Origin of the sequence: Marivirga sericea, assembly GCF_900177665.1 — a bacterium.
In the GTDB taxonomy this organism is placed as follows: Bacteria; Bacteroidota; Bacteroidia; order Cytophagales; family Cyclobacteriaceae; genus Marivirga; species Marivirga sericea.
This window is the reverse complement of the sequence record NZ_FXAW01000007.1, coordinates 134811-158475: the sequence shown is the minus strand read 5'-3', so window position 1 is coordinate 158475 and position 23665 is coordinate 134811. Positions and strand designations below refer to the sequence as shown.

23 protein-coding genes are annotated in these 23665 nt (G+C 35.7%); 19 read left to right on the top strand and 4 right to left on the bottom strand.

The annotated features are described in order from the left end of the window. Window positions 1–193 precede the first annotated feature (193 nt). The 6 genes from B9Y84_RS16070 to B9Y84_RS16045 all read left to right on the top strand — a co-directional run bounded on the left by B9Y84_RS16070 (window position 194) and on the right by B9Y84_RS16045 (window position 5464). Window positions 194–1156, top strand: a complete 963-nt coding sequence (locus B9Y84_RS16070; protein ID WP_085518411.1) for an SDR family oxidoreductase — start codon at window positions 194–196, stop codon at window positions 1154–1156. A gap of 221 nt (window positions 1157–1377) precedes the next feature. Continuing rightward, the gene (locus B9Y84_RS16065) at window positions 1378–1617 is read left to right on the top strand and encodes a hypothetical protein (protein ID WP_085518410.1); all 240 of its coding nucleotides are present in this window, start codon (window positions 1378–1380) and stop codon (window positions 1615–1617) included. A gap of 176 nt (window positions 1618–1793) precedes the next feature. Next, entirely contained in the window at window positions 1794–3305 is a 1512-nt protein-coding gene (locus B9Y84_RS16060) for an NADP-dependent isocitrate dehydrogenase (protein ID WP_139828066.1), read from the top strand. Window positions 3306–3521: 216 nt separating this feature from the next. Next, a complete protein-coding gene (locus B9Y84_RS16055) occupies window positions 3522–4358 on the top strand; it encodes a hypothetical protein (RefSeq protein WP_085518409.1) in 837 nt (278 codons plus the stop codon). Window positions 4359–4445: 87 nt separating this feature from the next. Beyond that, the gene (locus B9Y84_RS16050) at window positions 4446–4829 is read left to right on the top strand and encodes a DUF983 domain-containing protein (protein WP_085518408.1); all 384 of its coding nucleotides are present in this window, start codon (window positions 4446–4448) and stop codon (window positions 4827–4829) included. A gap of 104 nt (window positions 4830–4933) precedes the next feature. Then, window positions 4934–5464 carry a fasciclin domain-containing protein gene (locus B9Y84_RS16045; protein WP_085518407.1) on the top strand — a complete coding sequence of 177 codons (531 nt, stop codon included), beginning with the start codon at window positions 4934–4936 and terminating at the stop codon, window positions 5462–5464. A gap of 47 nt (window positions 5465–5511) precedes the next feature. Here B9Y84_RS16045 and B9Y84_RS16040 read toward each other — a convergent pair whose 3' ends face one another. From B9Y84_RS16040 to B9Y84_RS16025, 4 genes are all read right to left on the bottom strand, one after another. After that, window positions 5512–6720 (bottom strand): GAF domain-containing sensor histidine kinase, encoded by a 1209-nt coding sequence (locus tag B9Y84_RS16040; protein ID WP_085518406.1) that lies wholly within the window; start codon window positions 6718–6720, stop codon window positions 5512–5514. An 81-nt stretch (window positions 6721–6801) separates the two neighbouring features. After that, the gene (gene fabD / locus B9Y84_RS16035) at window positions 6802–7680 is read right to left on the bottom strand and encodes an ACP S-malonyltransferase (protein ID WP_085518405.1); all 879 of its coding nucleotides are present in this window, start codon (window positions 7678–7680) and stop codon (window positions 6802–6804) included. 180 nt (window positions 7681–7860) lie between these two features. Next, a complete protein-coding gene (locus tag B9Y84_RS16030; RefSeq protein WP_085518404.1) occupies window positions 7861–8265 on the bottom strand; it encodes a thiol-disulfide oxidoreductase DCC family protein in 405 nt (134 codons plus the stop codon). After that, window positions 8266–11055 carry a T9SS type B sorting domain-containing protein gene (locus tag B9Y84_RS16025; RefSeq protein ID WP_085518403.1) on the bottom strand — a complete coding sequence of 930 codons (2790 nt, stop codon included), beginning with the start codon at window positions 11053–11055 and terminating at the stop codon, window positions 8266–8268. Between the two features lie 217 nt (window positions 11056–11272). On the opposite strand from B9Y84_RS16025, the gene B9Y84_RS16020 reads away from it, so the two are divergent. From B9Y84_RS16020 to B9Y84_RS15960, 13 genes are all read left to right on the top strand, one after another. Next, window positions 11273–11944: a succinate dehydrogenase cytochrome b subunit gene (locus B9Y84_RS16020; protein WP_085518402.1), complete on the top strand. Its 672-nt coding sequence runs from the start codon at window positions 11273–11275 to the stop codon at window positions 11942–11944. 17 nt (window positions 11945–11961) lie between these two features. Then, entirely contained in the window at window positions 11962–13896 is a 1935-nt protein-coding gene (locus tag B9Y84_RS16015) for a fumarate reductase/succinate dehydrogenase flavoprotein subunit (RefSeq protein WP_085518401.1), read from the top strand. Window positions 13897–13924: 28 nt separating this feature from the next. Next, on the top strand, window positions 13925–14674 hold the full coding sequence (locus tag B9Y84_RS16010) for a succinate dehydrogenase/fumarate reductase iron-sulfur subunit (RefSeq protein WP_085518400.1): 750 nt from the start codon (window positions 13925–13927) through the stop codon (window positions 14672–14674). A gap of 166 nt (window positions 14675–14840) precedes the next feature. Beyond that, window positions 14841–16442, top strand: a complete 1602-nt coding sequence (locus B9Y84_RS16005) for a sodium:solute symporter family protein (protein ID WP_085518399.1) — start codon at window positions 14841–14843, stop codon at window positions 16440–16442. 4 nt (window positions 16443–16446) lie between these two features. Further along, complete coding sequence (locus B9Y84_RS16000) at window positions 16447–16884, top strand: GNAT family N-acetyltransferase (protein WP_085518398.1); 438 nt, start codon at window positions 16447–16449, stop codon at window positions 16882–16884. 2 nt (window positions 16885–16886) lie between these two features. Continuing rightward, window positions 16887–17957 carry an alanine racemase gene (locus B9Y84_RS15995; protein ID WP_085518397.1) on the top strand — a complete coding sequence of 357 codons (1071 nt, stop codon included), beginning with the start codon at window positions 16887–16889 and terminating at the stop codon, window positions 17955–17957. Window positions 17958–17973: 16 nt separating this feature from the next. Beyond that, window positions 17974–19122, top strand: coding sequence for an amidohydrolase (locus tag B9Y84_RS15990; protein WP_085518396.1), 1149 nt, complete (start codon window positions 17974–17976; stop codon window positions 19120–19122). A gap of 93 nt (window positions 19123–19215) precedes the next feature. Beyond that, window positions 19216–20400, top strand: coding sequence for an alanine racemase (alr, locus tag B9Y84_RS15985; protein WP_085518395.1), 1185 nt, complete (start codon window positions 19216–19218; stop codon window positions 20398–20400). A gap of 105 nt (window positions 20401–20505) precedes the next feature. Then, window positions 20506–20931 carry a hypothetical protein gene (locus B9Y84_RS15980; protein ID WP_085518394.1) on the top strand — a complete coding sequence of 142 codons (426 nt, stop codon included), beginning with the start codon at window positions 20506–20508 and terminating at the stop codon, window positions 20929–20931. A gap of 44 nt (window positions 20932–20975) precedes the next feature. Next, the gene (locus B9Y84_RS15975; protein WP_085518393.1) at window positions 20976–21653 is read left to right on the top strand and encodes a hypothetical protein; all 678 of its coding nucleotides are present in this window, start codon (window positions 20976–20978) and stop codon (window positions 21651–21653) included. Continuing rightward, window positions 21619–22035 (top strand): membrane protein insertion efficiency factor YidD, encoded by a 417-nt coding sequence (yidD, locus tag B9Y84_RS15970; RefSeq protein ID WP_085518392.1) that lies wholly within the window; start codon window positions 21619–21621, stop codon window positions 22033–22035. The genes B9Y84_RS15975 and yidD overlap by 35 nt, the downstream gene beginning before the upstream one ends. A gap of 155 nt (window positions 22036–22190) precedes the next feature. After that, the gene (locus B9Y84_RS15965; protein WP_139828065.1) at window positions 22191–22853 is read left to right on the top strand and encodes a hypothetical protein; all 663 of its coding nucleotides are present in this window, start codon (window positions 22191–22193) and stop codon (window positions 22851–22853) included. Beyond that, complete coding sequence (locus tag B9Y84_RS15960; RefSeq protein ID WP_085518390.1) at window positions 22819–23664, top strand: tetratricopeptide repeat protein; 846 nt, start codon at window positions 22819–22821, stop codon at window positions 23662–23664. Before B9Y84_RS15965 ends, B9Y84_RS15960 begins: the two co-directional genes overlap by 35 nt. The last annotated feature ends 1 nt before the right edge of the window (window position 23665 follow it).

The window sequence follows — 23665 nt, the reverse complement described above, 5'->3', positions numbered from 1 at the left end:
ATATATCATAATTTAGTCAGAATGAATTCCTTCCTTCTCCTTTTTGACGGGACGAATTCATTGTTAATGAAAACTGGTTTATTGGCGTCTATTTGATTCTTGTCAAGCATGTGGTTTAGTGAATTTTTCTAGAATTCTCAAGTCTAAAAGAGTAGAGTCCCTATCTTTGCTTTTAATTTGTTAAAGTTTTAGTATGTCAAAAAAGAAAATCATTATTACGGGAGGCGCAGGATTCATTGGGTCAAATTTAGTTCAAAAGTATCTGAGTGATGATCGTGTAGAGACGGTGAGAGTGATTGATAATCTTTCAAATGGTTATTATAGTAATATAGAAGAATTTGAAAGTCATCCTAAATTTCAGTTTTTCAATGAGGATATTTGCGATTATGAGAAAATGCTAGAGCTTACACAAGGCTTTGATCTAATAAGTCATCAGGCAGCTTTAGGATCAGTACCACGCTCTATAGAAAACCCTATGCAGAGCACTAGAGTCAACATAGATGGAACAGTGAATATTTTAAATGCAGCTGTTCAAAATAAAATTGACAGAGTAGTTTTAGCTTGTTCCTCCAGTACCTATGGCGATAGCCCCAATCTACCTAAAAGGGAAGATGTTATTGGTAATCCTTTAAGTCCTTATGCGGTCACAAAATATGCAGTTGAATTATATGCAGAAGTTTTCCAAAAGACCTACGGATTAGATTTTGTAGGGCTTCGCTACTTTAATATATTCGGTCCTAGACAAAATCCTGATAATCCTTATGCTGCAGTTATTCCAATTTTTTGTAAAGCATTTATTCATGGTCAAGAGCCGACCATAAATGGAGATGGAGAAACGAGTAGAGATTTTACCTTTGTTGAAAATGCTGTTCATGCAAATGATTTAGCCCTTTTTACAGAAAATAAAGATGCCCTAAATCAAATCTACAATGTGGCTTGCGGAGATCAAATGAGTTTGAATGATATGATTGGCTTGTTGAAAGATATTAGTGGAAAGGATATTAAACCAACTTATGGGCCTGAAAGACCTGGAGATGTGAAGCATTCCAAGGCAGATATTTCGAAGATAGAAAACCTATTAGGTTATAAACCCCAAGTTAGATTTACAGAAGGTCTGGGAAAGGTGTATGAGTGGTACAAGAGCATGAATTTTTAATTTCCTTCAGTCGAAATTTTAGGTGCATTTCTCTGATGATGCATCATAATAAATTTACGATTTGGCATTAATAACTACAATGAGAAATCTGATCGGATTCTAATGTTAAATGATCAATTGCAGTACAGCAATACTTAAATTTCTTTGAGATTCATTTAACATTTTCGTAAGAAATTGATTAACTTTTGAATGCTTTTAGCATAAATATTGTATTAGAAGAAATGTCAGAAACTTTCTTGCGCTATATCATTCAGAATCCTGACTACCTTATTTTGGTAGCAAGCTGTGCTTTTTTGGTATCATATTTTATAAGATGGGTACTCAAAAACGGTAATAATTCAGACGATGAAGATGGCGGAGGTGGTGGTGGATCTAATGAAAATGATGATGATCCAGTATTGGATTTACCACCTGGTGTTTGCTTACCTAAAGATAAACCTGAACCCGAATTAACTGCTTGAATATTATTACTTCAGTTTAAAACTTACAACGGCTTTGATTCCAATGCCTTCTGCACTATTTTTGCAACAATTATAGGGGCTATATCAACTATAATGCATTTATATCGTGTATATCCTCATTACCAAAATTACCCTTCAATCGAAAATATAATTTTATTGAACTTAAAAATCCAGTCATGAAAGATTCTGTTAATGCAGATTATTTGAAAAAAACTACCAAACCACTTCCCGTGGTCGTTGCAAAAGGAGATGGAATTGGTCCGGAAATCATGGACGCTACTTTAAAGATTTTGGAAGCGGCTAATGTGAGCTTAGATGCTGATCATATTGAAATAGGTGAGCAGGCTTATTTATCAGGCAATACTTCAGGGATTCCTGAAAGTGCTTGGGAAGCCATTCATAAAAAGAAGGTGATTTTGAAAGCTCCTATTACAACACCGCAGGGGTCAGGTTATAAAAGTTTAAATGTTACGATCAGAAAATCCTTAGGCTTATTTTCTAATGTTCGGCCAGCAGTTTCCTATCATCCTATAGTAGAAAGCAAGCACCCCGTGATGGATTTGATTGTGGTTAGAGAGAATGAGGAGGATTTATATGCAGGAATTGAGCATCAGCAGACTGATGAAGTAGTTCAATGTTTGAAATTGATTTCAAGACCAGGTTCAGAGAAGATCATTCGCTATGCGTTTGAATACGCTAAAAAGTATAATCGGAAGAAAGTTACTTGCCTGGTAAAAGATAATATTATGAAAATAACTGATGGTTTATTTCACAGTGTTTTCAAAGAAGTGGCAAAAGAATATCCAGATATTCAAGCAGAAAGTCAGATAATTGATATTGCCACTGCCAGAGTTGCAAACCGTCCAGAAGATTATGATGTGATTGTGACCTTAAACCTATATGGTGATATAGTTTCAGATGTAACAGCTGAAATTTCTGGTTCGGTAGGTTTAGCAGGCTCTTCCAATATTGGAAAGGACTATGCAATGTTTGAAGCCATTCATGGATCAGCTCCTGATATTGCAGGAAAGAAAATTGCTAATCCGTCTGGATTATTGCACGGTGCTATCCAAATGTTGCAGTACTTTGGCGAAGTAGAAAAGGCCGCTTTAATCCATAATGCTTGGTTGACTACTTTGGAAGATGGTATTCACACTGGAGAAATCTATAAGGAAGGTCACAGCAAAAAGAAAGTGGGCACTATGGAATTTGCTGATGCTGTAATTGAAAGGTTAGGTGAAATCCCTTCTCATTTTAAGAAAATTGAAGTTAAAGAGGGAGAGGATTTCAGAATTAACATCGAGGAAAAAGCTCATACTCCAAAAGATAAGAAATTAGTAGGTGTAGATGTATTCATAGATCATAGAGACAGAAATGCCAATAAGTTTGGTGATTCATTGACTAATGACTCCAAGGATTTCTTAAAACTTAAGATGGTTACCAATAGAGGAGTAAAAGTTTATCCTCAGGGAATGGATTCTACTTTCTGTACTGATCATTGGAGATGTAGATTTATTTCAAAGAATGCGACAGCAATTGAAGGAAAGCCAGATTATAAGACTATTGATTATAAGGAAGTGTTGGATTTGATGAGTGCTTTAAATCAAGCAGGTTATGATATTATTAAAACTGAAAACCTATACACCTTTGATGGGAAATTAGGGTTTTCCTTAGGTCAGGGAGAATAACTCATTAAATTAGTGCGGAAGTGCCCTATGACTTCCGCACTTATTTGTTCAAATATTCTAAAGTAGATCTCTTTTTGAAGTAGACTATTCAGCTTCCATTCTTTATAATTCAAATAGCTGATCTTAGTGCGTCATCATTAAATTGTTGAACACTTATTCATATGTCTCCTTAAAATGATATATTTGCAACTAAGCAGCTAATAACCAAAAACAACCATGAGACTTGCCCAGGCAGCGAGAAAACTTTCGATTACTACAGAAGATATTGTAGATTTCCTTGAGATCAGAGGTATTTCTATTGAGAGAGATTCAAATACAAAATTGGATGAAAAAGCTGTAGATCTACTTTACAAGTATTTCGAAATTGAAGAGGAAGGCGAGGAAGTATTGGATCAAAATAATGAAAAACATCTGGAAGGTCCACCTGAACATGTCCAGGATGATTATGAAGAGCAAGATCATAAGGTAGCACTAGATCAGTCTGAACAAATAGACATCGATGAGAACGAAAAAGTTGATTCTTCAGAAGAAGCTAAGGCGAGAATCGAGGATGAAGAAATTTCAACTCGGAAATCATTTAAAACTGTACATGATTTATTAGAAGGAGAGGATGATAATTCAAATGAAGATTTTGTTATTAAAGCACCAAAAGTAGAATTAAAAGGCTTGAATGTGGTAGGTAAAATTGAGTTACCTGAACCAAAACCAAAATCGGATCCTGAAGAAAAGAAAGAAGTAAATCGTAAACCGAGGAAGCCTGATTCTAAGATTGTAAGCAAGAGGTCAAAAAATAAGAAACAAAAGCGAGAGTTAAGCCCATCAGAGATCAGAAAGCGAGAACAGGATAGGGAAGCTAGGAAGCGTGAGAGAGTTACTAAAGAAAAGAAGAAAAAGCGGAAAGAATTCTATAAAGAAAAGGTCTTGAAGCCGAAACAGATCGAACAAAAAAACAGACCTAAGAAAAAGAAATCATCCGTAGAACAGATAAATCTTAATAAGAAACCAAAACCTAAAACAGCTTTAGGTAAATTTTGGAGATGGCTAAATACCTAAGTGCTACTTAGGTCACATACAGGATATTATATTTATCTTTATTTGCAGCTTGTAAACAAATGTTTGAACCCGAGTTTAAAAGAGCCTATGAAAAAAGGAAGTAAATTATATAGCATATTCAACTATAAATGTCCAAGGTGTCATGAAGGTGATTTGTTTGAAACGAAAGCATATGATTTAAGGAACTTTCAAAAAATGCCTAAACATTGTGCTCATTGTGGCTTGCGATATATGTCAGAGCCTTCTTTCTTTGATGGTGCAATGTATATAAGTTATGCTATGCAAGTAGCCTTAATCATTACAGTCTTTGTTGCTTTGAATATTTTGGGTTTTGCTAAACTTTGGTTGATAATTACTTTGTCGGTCTCCTTGTCGTTAGTGATGATTCCGATAACCTTTCGCTTATCTAGAGCAGCGTATATAAATCTCTTTGTAAAGTACGACCCTGAAAAGCGATCAGAATTCGAGTAATCAATTTTGTTTAATTAAATGATGTAAATAGTTAAACAAAATTTAAAGACCTGTGTTAATAAAGCAGTTATAATTTTTACACAGAGTTTTTAAATTTTAAGTTGATGAAAAGAAGAAATATTATCTTATGTATAGGCATAATCGTTGCTTCAATTATAGGAACAAAATCGTTTGCTCATTTAAGATTAGAAATTAAACCCGATACTGAGACATTAAGTATTGAAGAAGTAGATAGGATAATAAAAACTATCGAAAATAATCCGGAGTTTTCCATGTTTTATGAGGCTATTAACAAAGCATCACTATCAGAAAAAGTAGCTGAGTTATCTAATATGACTTTAATGATTCCTACGAATAAGGCGTTTAGGTTATTACCTGAAGATGTTTGGGAAAACTTTATGGATGAAGATAATAAAGATGCTTTAGTTGAATTGTTAAGTTATCATGTAATTCCTAAAAAAGTACTAATAGAAGAGTTTAAAGGATCTGAAAAATTAACAACACTTCAAAACCAGCCTATTCAAATTTTTCATGGTAATGAATTAAAAGTTGAAAATGCTACTATAGAGGGCAAATATGATGAAACTAATGAAGTGATAATATATAAAATAGATCGTTTAATAATGCCTTTGTAATAATACCATTTTAGTAACTGTGTATTTTAATGGGAGAATTAATTACCCTATATGTTTTGACTAAAAGGAAGTATAAAATAAAATGTACTTCCTTTTTTTTCTTCTGATTCAATATGTAATTCAGATTTATGTATAGATAAGAACTCACGCACAAGCTGAAGGCCCAATCCCGTTCCCTTTTCACCTCTTGTTCCTTTTGTTGACACTTTCTTGTCCACTAGTTTGATTCTACCCAACAAATCTTTTGGTATTCCAACCCCAGTGTCTATAATCTGTATCTGCATTTTATCATCTCCAATCTTTTCAGTTTTAACACTCACTTTACCGTCTTCAGTAAACTTGATTGCATTATTTATCAGATTTCTCAAGATAAACTTAAGCATACCGACATCTGCTATCACCTTGCCATCTTCATCGATCTCATAGTCAAGTGTAATACTTTTTTCTAAAGCATTTCCTTCAAATAAGTAGAATGTTTCAAGCACTACATCTTTTAATTTCACTTCAGTAAAATTAACATCGTTGGTGTTCCTTGACCAGTCCAAAAGGTTTTCGACTAATTCGTGGAGGCTATTGAGATTATTTTTTACTAGGGGGAATAACTTAGCCAAATCCTTTGCATCATTCGCATTTACGTAATTTGAATTCAAATATGCCCTTAGACTTGTAATTGGTCCTTTTAGATCATGCGATATAATGCTGGTTATCCGATTATTCAGTTGGTTTAAAGATTCTAACTTTTCATTCTTAATTTCTAATTCATTTTTTTTATCTCTTAGCTCAATCAACTTAGAAGCCTGCGCACCTAATACTTTTAAAGCTTTAATTTGCAGCTCATTGAGCTTTTTCGGTTTAGAATCAATGACACATAAGGTACCTAAATTATAGCCATTCTCAGATTTGATTGGCATCCCTGCATAGAATCTGATATTAGGATCACCAGTGACTAAAGGATTATCAAAAAACCTTTCGTCAGCTATAGCATTTTCAATGATGAATATTTCTTCCTGATTAATAGCATGACCACAAAAGGAGACATCACGTCCCGTTGAATCTGGATCTAAGCCCTTTTTAGACTTAAACCATTGTCTATCGGTATCTACTAGTGTCACCAATGAGATGGGTACTTTGCAAATAATAGAAGCGAGCTCTACAAGATCGTCAAATTCTTTTTCCCGCTCAGAATCAAGAATATCTAACCTGCGGAGCTCACTTAACCGGTCTTTTTCATTTTGTGGAATTTCGGGCTTTTGCATCGTTTAAATTTTCAGTAAACAATTGAAGTTGAGCGTTTTTTGATGAAATACCCACTTATTGCAATTATTTATTTGCTAAACCTACGACAATTGTGCCACTTCGGATTCTCTATTAATCTTTTTGACTAATCCTTGAAGTACTTTACCTGGTCCACTTTCAATAAAAATGGAAGCTCCATCTTGCACCATTTGGTGCACTGATTGAGTCCATCGTACCGGAGCGGTCAATTGTGAAATCAAATTTTCTTTAATAGTTTCAACATTAATAGAGCCTTGAGCATTAACATTTTGGTAAACCGGGCAGTTTGGTTTGCTGAATGCTGTTTCTTGTATCGCTTTGGCTAGTTCTGTTCTTGCAGGTTCCATTAATGGTGAATGAAACGCACCTCCAACAGGGAGTGGGAGAGCCCTCTTGGCTCCAGCTTCTTTCATTTTTTCACATGCGATTTCAATTCCTTTGTTGGAACCGCTGATTACTAATTGACCTGGACAATTGTAATTAGCTGGTACTACAATTTCTCCTGTTATTTGATCACATATTTTTTCTACTACTTCATCTTCTAAGCCTAAAACTGCTGCCATGGTTGAAGGGTTAATTTCACATGCTTTTTGCATTGCCAAGGCTCTTTTATATACCAATTTTAGACCATCCTCAAAGGTTAAAGTACCGTTTGCTACCAATGCAGAGAATTCCCCTAAAGAGTGACCAGCAACCATTTCGGGCTTGAAATCTGGATGAACTAGAGCATTTATTACTGAATGCAGAAAAACAGCAGGTTGAGTGACTTTAGTTTCTTTCAGTTCTTCCGCAGTTCCTTCAAACATTACTTTTGTGATTTCAAAGCCCAATATTTCATTGGCTTGGTCGAATAGTTTTTTAGCTTCTTTGCTGTTGTCATATAATTCTTTTCCCATTCCCGGATATTGGGCTCCCTGGCCCGGAAATACATATGCTTTCATGCTACAGTTATTTTTAAGTTGGACTATGGAATACTGCACAAGCTTTAGAAGTCTTTATTTATATAGTTAAAGTTCTAAGGTTTGTACGAATTTCATAGAATGTTAATTTTGATTGTAATCAATATGTGAATTTTTCGGCAAGATATAAACTTTTAGAAAATCAAAATAGCCTTAATAGGCTTAATCCATTTCTAAAAATCTATTTTTTATATCTTCTGTTGGCAACCTGCAAGTTTCTCTTTTTCCAAACCATTTATAGCGGTTTTTTGCTATTAGTTTATATACTGAATCTCTAGCAAATTTCGGGAATATCATAAAAACGTAAAACAGTTTCCATAGCCCGTTTAATTTTTTAGCAATTCTTAAGGCGGCCGTGCTTCTTGAATAGATTTTTTCTGATTCCCATAAAATAATACTGTCTGTATTTTTTGTTAATGAAGTGGGGAGGTATTCATCAGCAACTCTGGATTGTAAGGGTGCAAATTTAAAGTAAGCAGTTTTGTCATGATCAATGATGAAGTTTATGGCTCCATTACATAAATTACAAACTCCATCGAAGAATATGATAGGTTTTTCTTCTTTCAATTATCTTATGATTTGAACATATCCTTTATACCTTCTTTCTTTGTTTTCGGGTCTAAGCATATCAAATATAGCAATTGCTTCAAAGAAGTATGTAGCTGAAGGAAGTGGTTCGCCTCCAAAGTTTGTTCCATCCCACTCGATATATAATCCATTTTCGCCCCCACTTTCATAAGCATATACCTGCTTTCCATATCTATTGAATACTTTAAACTCAATTTTTTCCAAAAATCTAGGGCATCGGCCTAAAGCAATTGAGCCAGGCTCATTTAGCTTTTGATAGAAAGGTGTAAAGAAATCATTTTTCCCATCACCGTTAGGAGTAAACACATTAGGGAACGCTAGGTTCGGACAATTTTCTTTGCAGAAAACTTCAGAAAAATCACTTCTGTTTTCAGACTGATCTACTGCCCTGATCTTATAGCATCCTGCAAATTCAGAAAGATTATCATGAATAAAGAAAGAATCAGTAGTTACACCAACCAATTCAAATTCGTTGCCTAAATCGTTTTGGAAGAAGACTTCATAGTAGCTAATTTGACTGTCACAGCTGTCGGCTAAATCTGCCTCCCAGAAAAGCTCATTTTGGAACTGATTGAATTCACAGTCTTTGTCAGCCAAGAATTCTAGGCATTTGTCTGGAGAATCAATCTGAAAACCAACATCGAATGGCGGACAAGGGTCAATCTGATCATCAGGTCGAGCACATAAAATCTGGGAATCATTAAGAAGTGGTTCAAAAACCTCTTCATTTCCATATCCTCCAGAAGTAGTTACATAATAACAATATTCCTCCGTATTGGATAGATTTTGATTGTTGAATTGACCGCTGTCTATATAATTGAAACCAAGCTGCGTTACATCAACTGAATCAATTAGAACCAGTTGGTCAGGATTTGAATTCACTTTATTTCTGTAAATATAATGATAGGGATTATCTTGATTGGTGTTTGACCAAGGTACAATAGCAATCCAATCTAATGCAATCGATTCAAATAATCCGACAGATGACAAACGCACAGTTGAAGCAGTAGCGGAAAATTCAATTATATTTTCTTGGCTTACTTCATCATTTAAAAGATATAATTCTAACTGATACCTAAAAGATCCCGATGTGGTGTTCAAACCAGTATCAGTAAAAGTAGTGTCATCTTCCACCACAGCTACAGGATCAAAACTACCACCATTGCTTCTCAGAATTTGATATTTGTATGGTGCAGGATATATTTCGGTATCAATATCTAAAGGTGGTAACCAACTCACCGTTACTTCACCATTATTAGAATCGGTTTCATCAACTGTCACATTTGTAATTATTGGCCCAGTTGCATCTATTTTTTGACATACTTCTTCTGAGGCATAACTAACACCACCCTTTGGCAGTTCAAATACAGCCACTAGTCGGTAGCAATAAGTAGCTCCAAAAGCCAGTCCCTGACCTTCATTGTTATCAACAAATGAATTTTGACCCACAGGTACTGCTCCAATGAGCTCATAGCCTCCATTCTCAGGAATACCAATCTCACAATTCTCAGGTTCGAATTCATAGCTATCCACTCGTCTGTAAACTTGAATTACTTCTGCATCACCACAATTGTATTCGTCCCAAGTTACCTCAATTGAACGCTGCGGTCTACTTTCAGCAACAACATTTTTAGGTGACGGAGGTACTACTGTCACGCTCCATGTCTCAAAAGCAGTCAGTCGTAATCCTGGCCCATTATCAGTAGCTTTAAATCTTACCAAATACGGATCTTCTCTAATGTGTGAACAATCCGTTTGCCAAGAGAAACTTGAAGAGGTAGGTGACTCAAAAAAGTCATCGCTTTCCGGAGTTAAAATAGCAGGTGGGGATAAAATAAATGGTCCTCCAAATCCTTCGATACGAACTAGAGATTCTGGATTAGGATCGGTAGCAATGATTTCAGCTTCTAGCAAGGTTCCTGCTTCTACGCAAGTATCAAGAGGAATTTGTAATTCAGGAGGATCGTTATCAGTTTCATCTACAATAATTTGCATATCTCGCGTAACACTGCCCAGAAAGCGCCATTCACCTGCGATTTTCCTCCATTCCTCAGCAATGAAGGCTACATTGAATTCACCCTTCATTCCAGGAGCATCCCAAATTAAGTCTCCTAGTACTTTATCAAGAGTAAGGGTAGCTGGGCCTGTTTGCTGACTGGTTTGGCCACCTGCAGCAATCTCTGGAGATCTAAAATTAGGTACATTCACTCCTTCTCTACTCTGCGGGGTAACCATCACAAAAGATATACTATCCCCATTAATATCAAATGCGCCAGGGTTATGATAGAACAAAACTCCTACGGCTGCTTTATCAACAGGAGGTATTAGAAAAACCGGTGTGTCATTACAACCAAAAAATACATCTGGCCTTATTAAAGTTTCCACGTAAAATGAAACAGAACCGGAATTACTCATATTCACGATACCTACATTTCGAAAATCTTCAACATATGATACGACATAATCTCCACGAGAATCATAATTATGTGGTATTTTAAACTCAACTAATTCTATCTCATCATCAATAATTTCTTTTCTGCTAAAACCATCTGGGTTTAACATAATAGATTCACCATCCCCGAATTTGAATTCACCATTACCAAATAGAATATCGGAACCAGTATCTCTGTAAGCAGTTAATGTAAATTCATAGCGAAGACCACTACATCCAACTCTTCGGGCTGTGATTTCTCCTGCTCGTATGTGAGTAGCAAATGCTTCACCTAAGGTGCAGAAAATCAATATGATGAATAAGCTAATTTTTTTCACTGGTCAACTATTGGTGAGATATTTAAAACGTTAATTTAAAAAATAATGTTCTCAAAACATCGAAACATTGAGATTTCATTAAAAGTTATTTTTCTTTTAATGTAAGTGATATTATTTAGAATTGTTTAAAATAGAAAACACAATTGTTTTCTAAGTGTTCCAAATGTAACTTTGAGACAAACATTTTATTATAAACCTATTAATTAAAGTAAAATATATGAGTTGGCTTTCTGACACTTTAACAAGTACAATCGGTAGGAAATTGGTGATGTCACTTACTGGTCTTTTTTTAATCATTTTTTTGGTTGTCCATTTGGCGGGAAATTTTCAGTTGTTAGCTGACGATGGTGGTTTGGCATTTAATGCATATGCTAAATTCATGACATCGAATCCCATTATCAAATTCACTTCTTATGGTCTATATGCATTTATTTTAATCCACATTATTATGTCTATTGCCTTGGCAGTTAAGAATAAAAATGCAAGGCCAGTGGGTTATGACAAGGTGAAAGGATCTGCGAATAGTTCGTTTTCCTCAAGGAATATGGGTATTCTAGGATTCATCATTTTTGTTTTTTTAGTAATTCATTTGAGAAATTTTTGGTACGAAATGCATTGGGGTTCAATCCCAATGGATGAAGCTGGAAACAAAGACCTATATGCAGTTGTTAATGCAGCATTCGCTGAATGGTGGTATGTGGCAATTTACGTAGCATGCATGGTGGGATTAGCTTTTCACCTTTCACACGGTTTTTCTAGTGCTTTTCAAACACTTGGAGTCAACCATAGTAAATATACACCATTCATTAAAAAATTAGGAATTGTTTATGCTATCCTTATTCCGGCAGCATTTGCTAGTATTCCTGTAATCATGTTTTTCAATAGTTAAGGATTAATTACTGTACTATGAATTTAGAATCAAAAATACCTGAAGGTCCGTTGGCAGAGAAATGGACAAATCATAAATTTAATGTGAAGCTGGTAAATCCGGCAAACAAACGTAAATATGATGTAATTGTAGTTGGTACTGGTCTAGCCGGAGCTTCTGCATCTGCCTCATTAGCTGAGCTTGGCTACAATGTAAAAGCATTTTGCTTTCAAGATAGTCCTAGAAGGGCGCATTCTATAGCAGCTCAAGGCGGTATCAACGCAGCCAAGAATTATCAAAATGATGGAGATAGTGTTTTCCGTCTTTTCTATGATACCATTAAAGGTGGTGATTATCGTTCACGAGAAGCCAATGTTTACCGACTAGCTGAAGTCAGTGTGAATATCATCGATCAATGTGTAGCGCAAGGTGTTCCATTCGCAAGAGAATATGGAGGATTATTAGCAAATCGATCATTTGGTGGTGCTCAAGTATCGAGAACCTTTTACGCAAGAGGTCAAACGGGACAACAGCTGTTATTAGGTGCTTACAGTGCTCTAAGTAGACAAGTTGCAAACGGTAAAGTAGAGTTGTTCCCAAGAACGGAAATGCTAGACCTAGTAATGGTCGATGGTAAAGCGAAAGGAATCGTAACAAGAAATTTAGTAACTGGGAAAATTGAATCTCACTCGGCACACGCTGTCGTATTAGCTACTGGTGGATATGGAAACGTATTTTACCTTTCGACTAATGCAATGGGTTCTAATGTTACCGCAGCATGGAGAGCGCACAAGAAGGGTGCTTTGATGGCAAATCCATGCTATACCCAAATACACCCAACTTGTATTCCAGTTAGTGGAGACCACCAATCGAAGCTGACATTGATGTCAGAGTCATTAAGAAATGATGGTCGAGTATGGGTGCCTGCAACGAAGGAATTAGCAGAGAAAATTAGAAAGAAAGAAATTCATCCTAACGATTTAAGCGAGGATGAAAGAGATTACTATCTAGAAACGAAATATCCGGCTTTTGGTAATTTGGTACCGCGTGATGTGGCTTCAAGAAATGCTAAGTACGTATGTGATGAAGGACGAGGAGTGAATGAATCTGGAAAAGCGGTTTATTTGGACTTCAGAGATGCTATTAATAGAGATGGCGAAGATACGATTGCAGGTAAGTATGGTAACTTGTTTGATATGTACAGACAAATTACTGGAAGTAATCCATATAAAGAACCCATGACAATTTACCCAGCTGTACACTATACAATGGGAGGTCTATGGGTTGATTACAATTTAAAAACCAATATTGATGGATTATACGCAACCGGTGAATCGAATTTCTCAGATCATGGAGCGAATAGATTAGGAGCTAGTGCATTGATGCAAGGTTTAGCGGACGGTTATTTTGTGATACCTTATACAATTGGTAATTATCTTGCTGGTGAGAAATACGAGACGATCGGAACAGATCACGAAGCTTTTAAAGAAGCTGAAAAAGCAGTAAAAGATAATATTGAAAAACTGCTCTCCATTAAAGGAACAAAATCCGTTGATCATTACCACAAAGAATTAGGTAAAGTGATCTGGGATTATTGTGGAATGTCAAGAACAGCTGAAGGTTTAAATAAAGCTAAAGACATGGTGAAGGAACTTAGAGCTGACTTCTGGAAGAATGTGAAAGTTTTAGGTTCAAATGAGGAATTTAATAGTTCTTTGGAAAAAGCTTCAAGAGTATCAGATTTCTTGGAATTAGGGGAATTGATGATTGATGATGCGCTGCACAGAGAAGAGTCTTGTGGTGGTCACTTTAGAGAAGAACATCAAACACCAGAAGGTGAAGCAAAACGTAATGACGAAGATTTCGCTTATGTAGCGGCTTGGGAATATAATGGTCCTGAAAAGCCAGAAACACTTCACAAAGAACAGTTGATATTTGAAAATGTAAAACTGACACAAAGAAGCTATAAGTAAGCTTTAGGTCATCTAAAATATTTTAATTATGAAATTTAAATTAAAAATCTGGAGACAGAAGAACAATCAAGATAAAGGAGCATTTAAAACGTATGAGTTGGATGGAGTATCTTCCGATATGTCATTTTTGGAAATGATTGATGTTTTAAATGAGCAATTAATAGATAAAGATGAGGATCCTGTGCATTTTGATCACGACTGTAGAGAAGGTATTTGTGGTATGTGCAGTATGTATATTAATGGTGAGCCGCACGGTCCTTTAAGAGGAGTGACTACTTGCCAACTTCATATGAGAAGTTTCCAGGATGGTGAAACTATCACTATTGAACCATGGAGAGCAAAGGCTTTTCCGATTGTCAAAGATTTGGCAGTTGATCGAAGTGCATTTGATAGAGTGATTCAAGCGGGTGGATACGTGAGTGTGAATACTGGAGGAACGCCAGATGCTAACGAAATTCCTATTCCTAAGTCAGTAGCGGATGAGGCATTTAATGCCGCTACTTGTATTGGTTGTGGAGCCTGTGTAGCTGCTTGTAAAAACGCATCAGCTATGCTTTTTGTAAGTGCGAAGGTATCTCAGTTATCAATGTTACCTCAAGGGCAAGTTGAACGTTCAGAAAGAGCTGAAAAAATGGTAGCTCAAATGGATGAAGAAGGCTTTGGTGCTTGTACTAACACAGGTGCATGCTCTGCTGAATGTCCTAAAGGAATTGACTTATCAAATATTGCAAGAATGAATCGGGAATATTTGGGTGCCAAAGTGGGATCTCAAAGTTAATCTCAATAATATAAATCAATTTAAAAGGGCTTCGGCCCTTTTTTTATTCTCAAAGACCCATAAAAGGAAGGAATGCCCCATATATTTTAATGATTGGCAAATTTTTCGTAGTTTAAGTTTTAATCCATCCTTATATATTACAATTATTAACTTTAACCTGTAGAATATGCATATCATTGATATTTGTATTTTTATTGCGTATATGATTGCCATGCTGGGAGTTGGATACTATTTCCTCAGATCTAATAAGGGAATGGATGACTACTATGTGGGCGGAAGGAAAATGACCAGCTGGCATATTGGTTTGAGTGTGGTGGCTACAGATGTAGGTGGTGGCTTTTCTATTGGACTAGGAGGACTGGGCTTCACTATTGGGATATCAGGTTCATGGATGCTTTTCACCGGCTTAATAGGTGCTTGGTTAGCAGCTGTTTTTTTAATCCCAGTTGTGAGAGGTAATAAGGCATTTGAGAAATTTCATACTATGCCGCAATTATTTGCCTATTTTTTTGATAAGAAAACAGCATTATTAGCAGCCTTAATTTCAGCTATTGGTTACTTGGGTTTTACAAGTTCTCAAATTTTGGCTGGCGCAAAATTAGCTTCTGGGACCTTTCCAGATTTGGGCTTGAATCAAGCCTTGATTATTATGGGCATTATAGCGGTGGTTTATACAGTAATGGGTGGAATTAAAGCTGTAATTTATACAGATACCATTCAGTGGATTCTCTTATTAACTGGACTGATTTTCATTGGAATTCCACTTTCTTATAATGCTGTAGGAGGATGGTCTGCTATAAAGGAAACCTTAGATCCTGAAATGCTTTCCTTCACTAATATTAGCTGGCAGGATATAGTTTATTGGGTAGTAACCATTATTCCTATATGGTTTGTGGGAATGACTTTGTATCAAAGAATTTATGCCAGCAGAGATGTGAAAACCGCTAAAAAAGCATGGTTTATTGCTGGAATTTTCGAATGGCCTATCATGGCTTTTATGGGTGTTGCATTGGGCGTTTTGGCCAGAGTAGCAGCTGATCAAGGGATGTTTGCAGAACTGGGGCCTGCAAATATTGCGCAGGCAGATCCAGAAAAAGGATTACCTATGATGTTGGCGACTGTTTTACCCGTAGGACTCCTAGGAATAATGATGTCAGCATATTTTTCAGCTATCCTATCTACTGCCGATAGTTGCTTAATGGCATCTTCAGGGAATTTCGTTTCAGATTTTATTAAAAAATTTACCACTCGATTTAATTCTGATAAAAAAGAACTTCAATTATCTCAAATTGTGACATTGATTGTTGGAGCAGTGGCACTATTACTTGCCAGCGCTATGGAGAATGTTTTAAGTCTGATGCTATACAGCTACGCTTTTATGGTATCGGGTCTTTTTATCCCAATTTTAGGTGGATTGTTCTGGAAAAAGAGTAATAATAATGCAGCATTTTTGGCCATGATAGTAGGTGGATTGACCACCGCATTGCTTCAGGCCAATAAAATCACCTTTGGTACTGCAACTAAAATGCCTGATTTACGATTATTTATAAGGGAGGCTACAACATATATAGAATTTATCGGGATAGACTTAGAAAGTATGACACCGGGTCAAGCGGTAGAATCAATCAACAAAATGCAGATTATAGGTATTCCATTTTCTGATATTTTATTTAAATTACCCGCAGGATTAGATCCCAACGTGTTTGGTATCTTATTTTCAGCAATAATTTTTGTAACTTACTCTCTAATTTATCCTAAAAACAAATAATTACATGGAATTTCAAACTTTAACTTCAATAGACTCAGCAACAACTTTACAGAAAAACGAGATTGCAGATTTTCTGCATACTCATCTTGATGAATTTGGTGATTCCAAAGATGACATTATGAAATGTCTGGATTACGCACTTAGTTCATTTGGTCATCAGGGTGGTTTTGTAGTTTTAGCGAGGGAAAGTGGAAGTATAAAAGGAGCAGTTGTGGTTAATCAAACAGGTATGTCAGGTTACATTCCTGAAAACATATTGGTGTACATCGCTGTTCATTCAGACCAGAGGGGTAAAGGAGTTGGGAAAGAGCTGATGAAAAAAGCAATCAATACAGCTAAAGGAGATATTGCCCTTCATGTTGAACCAGAAAATCCTGCCAAATTTTTATATGAGAAATTAGGCTTCACCAACAAATATTTGGAGATGAGGTTAAAAAACTAAACATGGCATTTTTAAAATTATACAAGGATAAACTTAAACATAACTTTGATTTTTTACATAAACTTTTTACAGAGAACAACCTAGATTGGGGAGCGGTAACTAAACTGTTTTGCGGTAATGAACTTTATTTAAAGGAAGTCATAAATTTAGGGTTCAGGGAAATTCACGATTCTCGTATAAAAAACCTTCAGAAGGTAAAAGAGATAGATTCCACTGTTAAAACCTGCTACATCAAGCCGCCAGCGAAAAGAAGTATTCCTGATATTGTACGCTATGCTGACATGAGCATGAATACCGAATATTATACCCTCAAACTTCTCTCAGATGAGGCAGTTCGTCAAAATAAGACACATAAGGTAATTATTATGGTGGAAACTGGTGATTTACGTGAAGGCGTAATGGGAGATCATTTAATTGATTTTTACGCGAAGGTGTTCGAGCTTCCAAATATTCAAATTGAAGGAATAGGGACTAATTTAAACTGTCTGCATGGTGTTTTACCTTCTCAAGACAAGCTTATACAATTAAGTCTTTATAAGCAGATAATTGAACTGAAATTCAATAGGAAATTGCCTTTAGTTTCAGGAGGTACTTCTGTTACTATTCCTTTAATCATGAATAAGCAAATCCCTGCAGGTGTTAATCACTTTAGAATAGGAGAGACACTTTATTTTGGAGCAAATCTTTTTGAAGAGACTACCATAGAAGGAATGCATGATGATTGCCTTGAGCTATTTACAGAAATCATTGAGATTACTGAGAAGCCTAAAGTCCCTATGGGTGAAATGGCAGCAAATCCGCAAGGAGAAACTACTCAAATAGATGAGTCATTGTATGGTGAAACCAGTTTTAGAGCGATTTTAGATATTGGAGTACTGGATATTGATCCAAAATATTTGATTTTGGAAGGCTATGATTTCGAAATTGTAGGTTCCAGTTCAGACATGATCGTGATCGACTTAGGAGATAATAATATGAAAAGGAAAGTGGGGGATTTGATTAATTTCAAGGTGAAATATATGGGTGCTTTAGGGATTCTAAATTCCAATTATATTGAGAAAACAGTAGAATAAGTTTTAAGTTTGTGGTATGGATTTGAAGCTTAATTTAGATGAGCTAGTCACATTACGACATCACTTGCATGCTCATGCAGAAGTAGCCAATCAAGAGGAGAAGACTGCAAAAATAATTGTAGACTTTCTTGAAAAGTATAACGCTGACCATATTTGGAAAAATGTTGGAGGACATGGCGTAATCGCTTTGTTTAAAGGTAAAGAAGACGGTCAAAGTATAGGATTTCGGGCAGATTTAGATGCTTTGCATATAGAAGAAACCATTCATTTAGAATATGAATCTAAAACCCCACATGTTTCCCATAAATGTGGACATGATGGTCATATGACTATGGTGGCGGGAGTAGCTTCATATCTAAAGCAATATGCTTTAAAGAGAGGGAATGTCTATTTAATTTTTCAACCAGCTGAAGAAACAGGTGAAGGTGCTGAAAGAATAAATAAGGGCTTAAAAGCTCTTGACATACAACTTGATTACCTGTTCGGACTCCATAACCTTCCTGCTTTTCCGAAAGGTGAAATTGTTTCTAAAAAGGGAACTTTTGCAGCTGCTTCGAGAGGGATGGTTGTTAAAATATTTGGAAAAACGAGTCATGCTGCTGAGCCGGAATTTGGAATAAGCCCAGTACTTGCAATGGCAAAGATTTCTACTGAAATAACACATATTCATCGAACAATTGATTTTTCAGATTTAACCTTAGCAACGGTTATCCATAGCGAGCTGGGAGAAATCGCATTTGGAACGAGCCCTGGTTATGGCGAAATAAGAGTCACACTAAGAGCAATGAGGGATGAGGATATGTCCTTTCTCATTGATGAAGCTGAAAACTTGGTCCACAAATATTGTGAAGATGATGGATTGGGGTGTGAAATATCTTATACGGAAGTTTTCCCAGCCACAATTAATAGCGAGGAATCTTTCGATATAATGCAGCAGGCAGCAACAGGTATAGATCTTAATTTTAAAGAATTGATTACTCCTTTTAAATGGAGTGAGGATTTTGGACAGTATAAGCTCCAATATAAAACAGGTTTCTTTGGGGTTGGTGCTGGTGACGATTGCCCTCACCTGCATGATGAATTTTATGATTTTCCTGACAGTATAATTGAATCAGGTGTTCAAATGTATGCTGGATTAATGAAATACTTTGATTTGATAGATTAGCATCTGTGTTAGCACCTTCTGTTTGATTTGATAATCATTATTCATTGCCTTTTTTGTAAAATATCTGTTTGCTTCAAATCTAAATAGAAGAATATGAGCGAAAACATATTTAGTACATCTAGTATAAGTTTAAGTAAGAGTGCTGTTCGGCAAAATGTGCGTTTTGTCAAAAAAAAGTTAGCCGATAATGTATTGCTTTCTGCTGTTTTGAAAGGTAATGCATATGGCCACGGCATCGAATTCATGGTTCCTTTATTTGAGTCAGCAGGAGTGAGGCACCTGTCAGTGTTCTCCACTCAAGAAGCTCAGCAAGTTTGCCAAGTCAAGAAGCCAACTACGGATATCATGATAATGGGCTGGATGGAAGATGAAGAGACAGAGTGGGCTATTAAGAATGGCATAGAGTTTTACGTTTTTGAGATGGGGAGATTAAAAGCTGCAATTCATTTTGCCAAGCTTCTTAATATTAAAGCCAGAATTCATATTGAGGTAGAAACAGGAATGAATCGTACTGGATTTGAAGAGAATTATCTTGAAGAAGTGATAAAAGTGGTCAAGGATAACTTAGATCATATTACCTTGGAGGGTCTTTGTACGCATTATGCTGGAGCAGAAAGTATCACAAATTACTTAAGGGTGATGGATCAAATTGACACTTACAAAAAGATTTATAAGCAATTTACAGAAAACGAATTGATTCCAAAAAGGAAACATACCGCCTGTTCTGCAGCTGCAATGTCTTATCCGGAAACTCAAATGGATATGGTTCGGATCGGTATTTTGTTGTATGGTTTTTGGCCAAGTCAAGAGACCTTGATTGCGTATCAACGAAGTAATGGTTATGGACAAGAGGGCGTACGTAAAGTAAGGCATCCCCTTAAGCGCGTCATTAGTTGGCGAAGTAAAATTATGTCAGTTAAAGAAGTGCCAGTGGGAGAATTTATTGGCTACGGCACTAGTTATCAAGCTCCGAAGAAAATGAAGATAGCTACTGTTCCGGTTGGATATGCCTACGGTTTTGCTCGCTCATTGAGCAACCAAGGTAGAGTAATCGTAAATGGTAAGAGAGTGGCTGTAATTAGTACAGTCAATATGAACTTGATGATTATTAACGTAACGGAATGTAAAAATGTAGGGAAAGGAGATGAAGTAATTCTAATTGGCAGCACCGGCAAAGTTAAGGTGACCGTGGCAAGTTTTGGGGAGCTAAGTAATCAATTGAATTATGAGTTACTGAGCAGATTGCCGATTGATATACCAAGGGGGGTAGTTATTTAATGTAATAATTCAATCTTTTAGCTAAAAAACAATAGTCCTTTTTGCAATTTTAATTTAATAGTCGTTTATTTATTTAAAATATAATTAAACCTAAAACTATTTGACATGAAAAAATTACTACTTGCTGTTCTGGCTTGTTTTGTATTCACATCTTTAAGCTACGGAACGAATGCTGATTTATTTGAACTAGATGAATCAAAAATCAATGCAGAATTTGCAGAATTAAATGAATTGGAAACCTATGTTTCTATGAATGAAAATGTTACCATCCATAACATTTACGAGGAGAATGCTGGATTAGTGAATGGTATGAATCTTTCTTACGGACCAGAAGGGATGATGGGTCAGAATGGATTTTCCATTGATAATTTCGAGTGGGGATCTTTTGCTTGGGGTTTATGTTGCTGGCCAGTTGGTATTTTTACAGTCTTGATAAATGACAGTAAAGGAAATGATCATAAAATTTCATACTTAATTGGTGTGGGTTCCTTTTTGTTACTTGGAGGTAGTGGCTTTGGTATCTTTTTCTAAGATGCTTTAGAAAGTATTTTATCTATGAAGCAGGGACAAAAGTGATGGGAAAAGTAATTCTTATTTTGACAATTATTTTTTTCCAACTGAATCAGTTCGTAAATGCACAAGCTTATTTTAGAGTAGAGGCTGATTTCTCGATTAAAGAGAATACAGTCAATGGCAAGGAATTTTACAAAGGGGAAGTATTTTTTGATAAGGTAATTAATAAAGTGATTTATGAAGTATCTTTTCCTGAACGTAAAACATTAGTGATGGCCGACACACAAATGTATGTATTGGAAAATAAAAAAGTTGTGAGTCAAAATTTCACTCCCAATACAAACAAATTTACCATCTTTAATTTAGCTTTAAGTGGGGATTTAAAAAACTATGGGTTAGATAAAGCGGGTTACTACATAAATTCAATCGAAGAGTCAGATGACCAGACTATCATTGAATGGCTACCACCAGAGGAATTAAGCGATAAGTTGGGAAAAGCCATCTTATCGCTTAAAAATGAACAATTGTTCGGCATTGTTTTATTTAAGCCTAATGGTGAAATAATGGGGAAAAGATTTTATAAAAACTATACAAGTGTAAATGGGTTGCCATTTCCCCAACAAATCATTCAAGTTTCTTACCTTTACGGAGAAGAATACTATAAAATCACAACCTTTAGTAATATCAAAATTGATGAGTCTGAAAATGACGAGATGTATCGTGTTGACCTTATTGATTAGTGTCTTTGGCTTTCAGTCCTGGTCTCAAGTTGAAGAAGAATTAGCCGTTTTAAGCGCAATTAAGTATGATGATTCAACGGTCGAAAAAGTAAAAGTTCGAAATCAATATGAGCACGTTCATGTGAATACTAACGAAATCCAATTTGTCTTTTCAGGCTTATTTCTTTTTTATAAATCATTTATTTCCTCTCAAGATGCGCAATCTTGCTCTTTCATCCCATCATGTTCCGTTTATGCTTTAGAAGCAGTGAAAAAACAAGGGGTATTAAAAGGTATGATGAACGGCTTCGACAGATTGTCAAGATGTAATTCCCTTTCTCCAGAAAAATATGAGGTTGACCCTGAAACTCGTCTTTTGATAGATCCCCTACAAGTACAATGAGATTATTTCTTTTAATTTTTACACTCCTTTGGACTACAAACCTGTGCTATTCTCAAGACATTTATACGGTCAATAAAAGTAAAGAATTTGCATCATATTTATTCAAGAGCGGGCAATATGAACTATCAGCAGTTGAATATGAAAGGTTGCTGTTCATGGAGAAAAATAATGATTTATTAAAAATTGCGTTGGTTCGCAGCTATTTTGAGAATGGCGAATTAGAAAAAGCTATTAAACGAACAGAATCATTATATACTTCATTAAGTGATTTTCCCAATCCTATGGGTGAACTATACCTTCAAATGCTCATTCTTGGTAAAAGGTTTGAAGGTTTTGACAGCAGCGCTGAAAATCTGCCAATAGACAAAGAGAAATTAAATATTTATGAATTGCATCGAGATATTATGGCTGGGAATTGGGCGGAAGCAGAAGTAAAGATTCCTCAACTGAATTTCAACCAACCTTCAATTTCTGGTTTAAATAGGTTGTCAAAACAAGTTAGCATATTCAAACCTAAAAAACCTTGGGTATCTGTCTTGATGTCTGCCGTATTACCAGGAAGTGGTAAATTTTACACAGGTGATTATAAAGATGGTATTTTTAGTTTGTTGGTAGTAGGAGGTACAGCCTTTCAATCTTATAGAGGATTTAGTAAGAATGGTGCCTCATCTACTGTGGGATGGGTATTCGCGGGTTTATCTACTGGGTTTTATGCTGGTAATATTTATGGCTCGGCAAAGGCCGTAAAAGTCTATAATCAAAATTTTTGGCTAGAAATTGAAAATGATGCAGAAGATATTATTCGTTCTAGTTATTAGTTTTTGTCCATTTCATCATTTGTATTCACAAACGATTGACGAAACCTTTCAGTTTGCTGCAGAGCAGTTTAAGCTTGGAAATTATACTAATAGTATATTAGCATATGAGAGAGCAATTTATTTCGAAGAGAAGACTTCCTCAGACACTTATATGAAGTTGGCAGAATCATATTTCAAGAAAGGCAATATTGAAAGAGCTATCAGATTTTACGATAATGCCAGTTTTATGGAAAATGATATTAATAAACGGAATGATATTATTTTTAAGAAATGTCTGGCGTATTTGAGTATTAAAGAATTCAATCAAGCCATAATTTCTTTGACTGCTATCAATGACTTTAATTTACCTGAGGCGAAATTCAAGAAACAGTATTATAAATCGATTGCTTATTTTCTCAAAGAAGATTTTGAGCAATTTGACAAAATCTTTTCTGAATATATAATTGATATGAATTTGACCTCAAATGTAGGATACTCTACTATTGAAATCTATAACCAAAAGGCAGAAAAGGTTAAACCTAATTTAGCCATGTGGATGAGTGTTTTCGTGCCAGGAACTGGCCAGATTTTATATGGCAATTGGAAAGATGGCCTAAACTCTTTGGCTTTATCCGCATCATTAGTTGGTTTATATTTTAATTACATCGTTCAGTTTTCATTGGTCGAAGGTTATGTAGTAGTGTTACCTTGGTTTCAACGATACCACAAAGGAGGGTATATGAAAGCGAAGGAAACTGCATTGGAAAAACAAAGGGAATATAGAGCAAATGCTTATGGTGAAATCCTTCAATTGCATCCTGCATTGTTTTAAT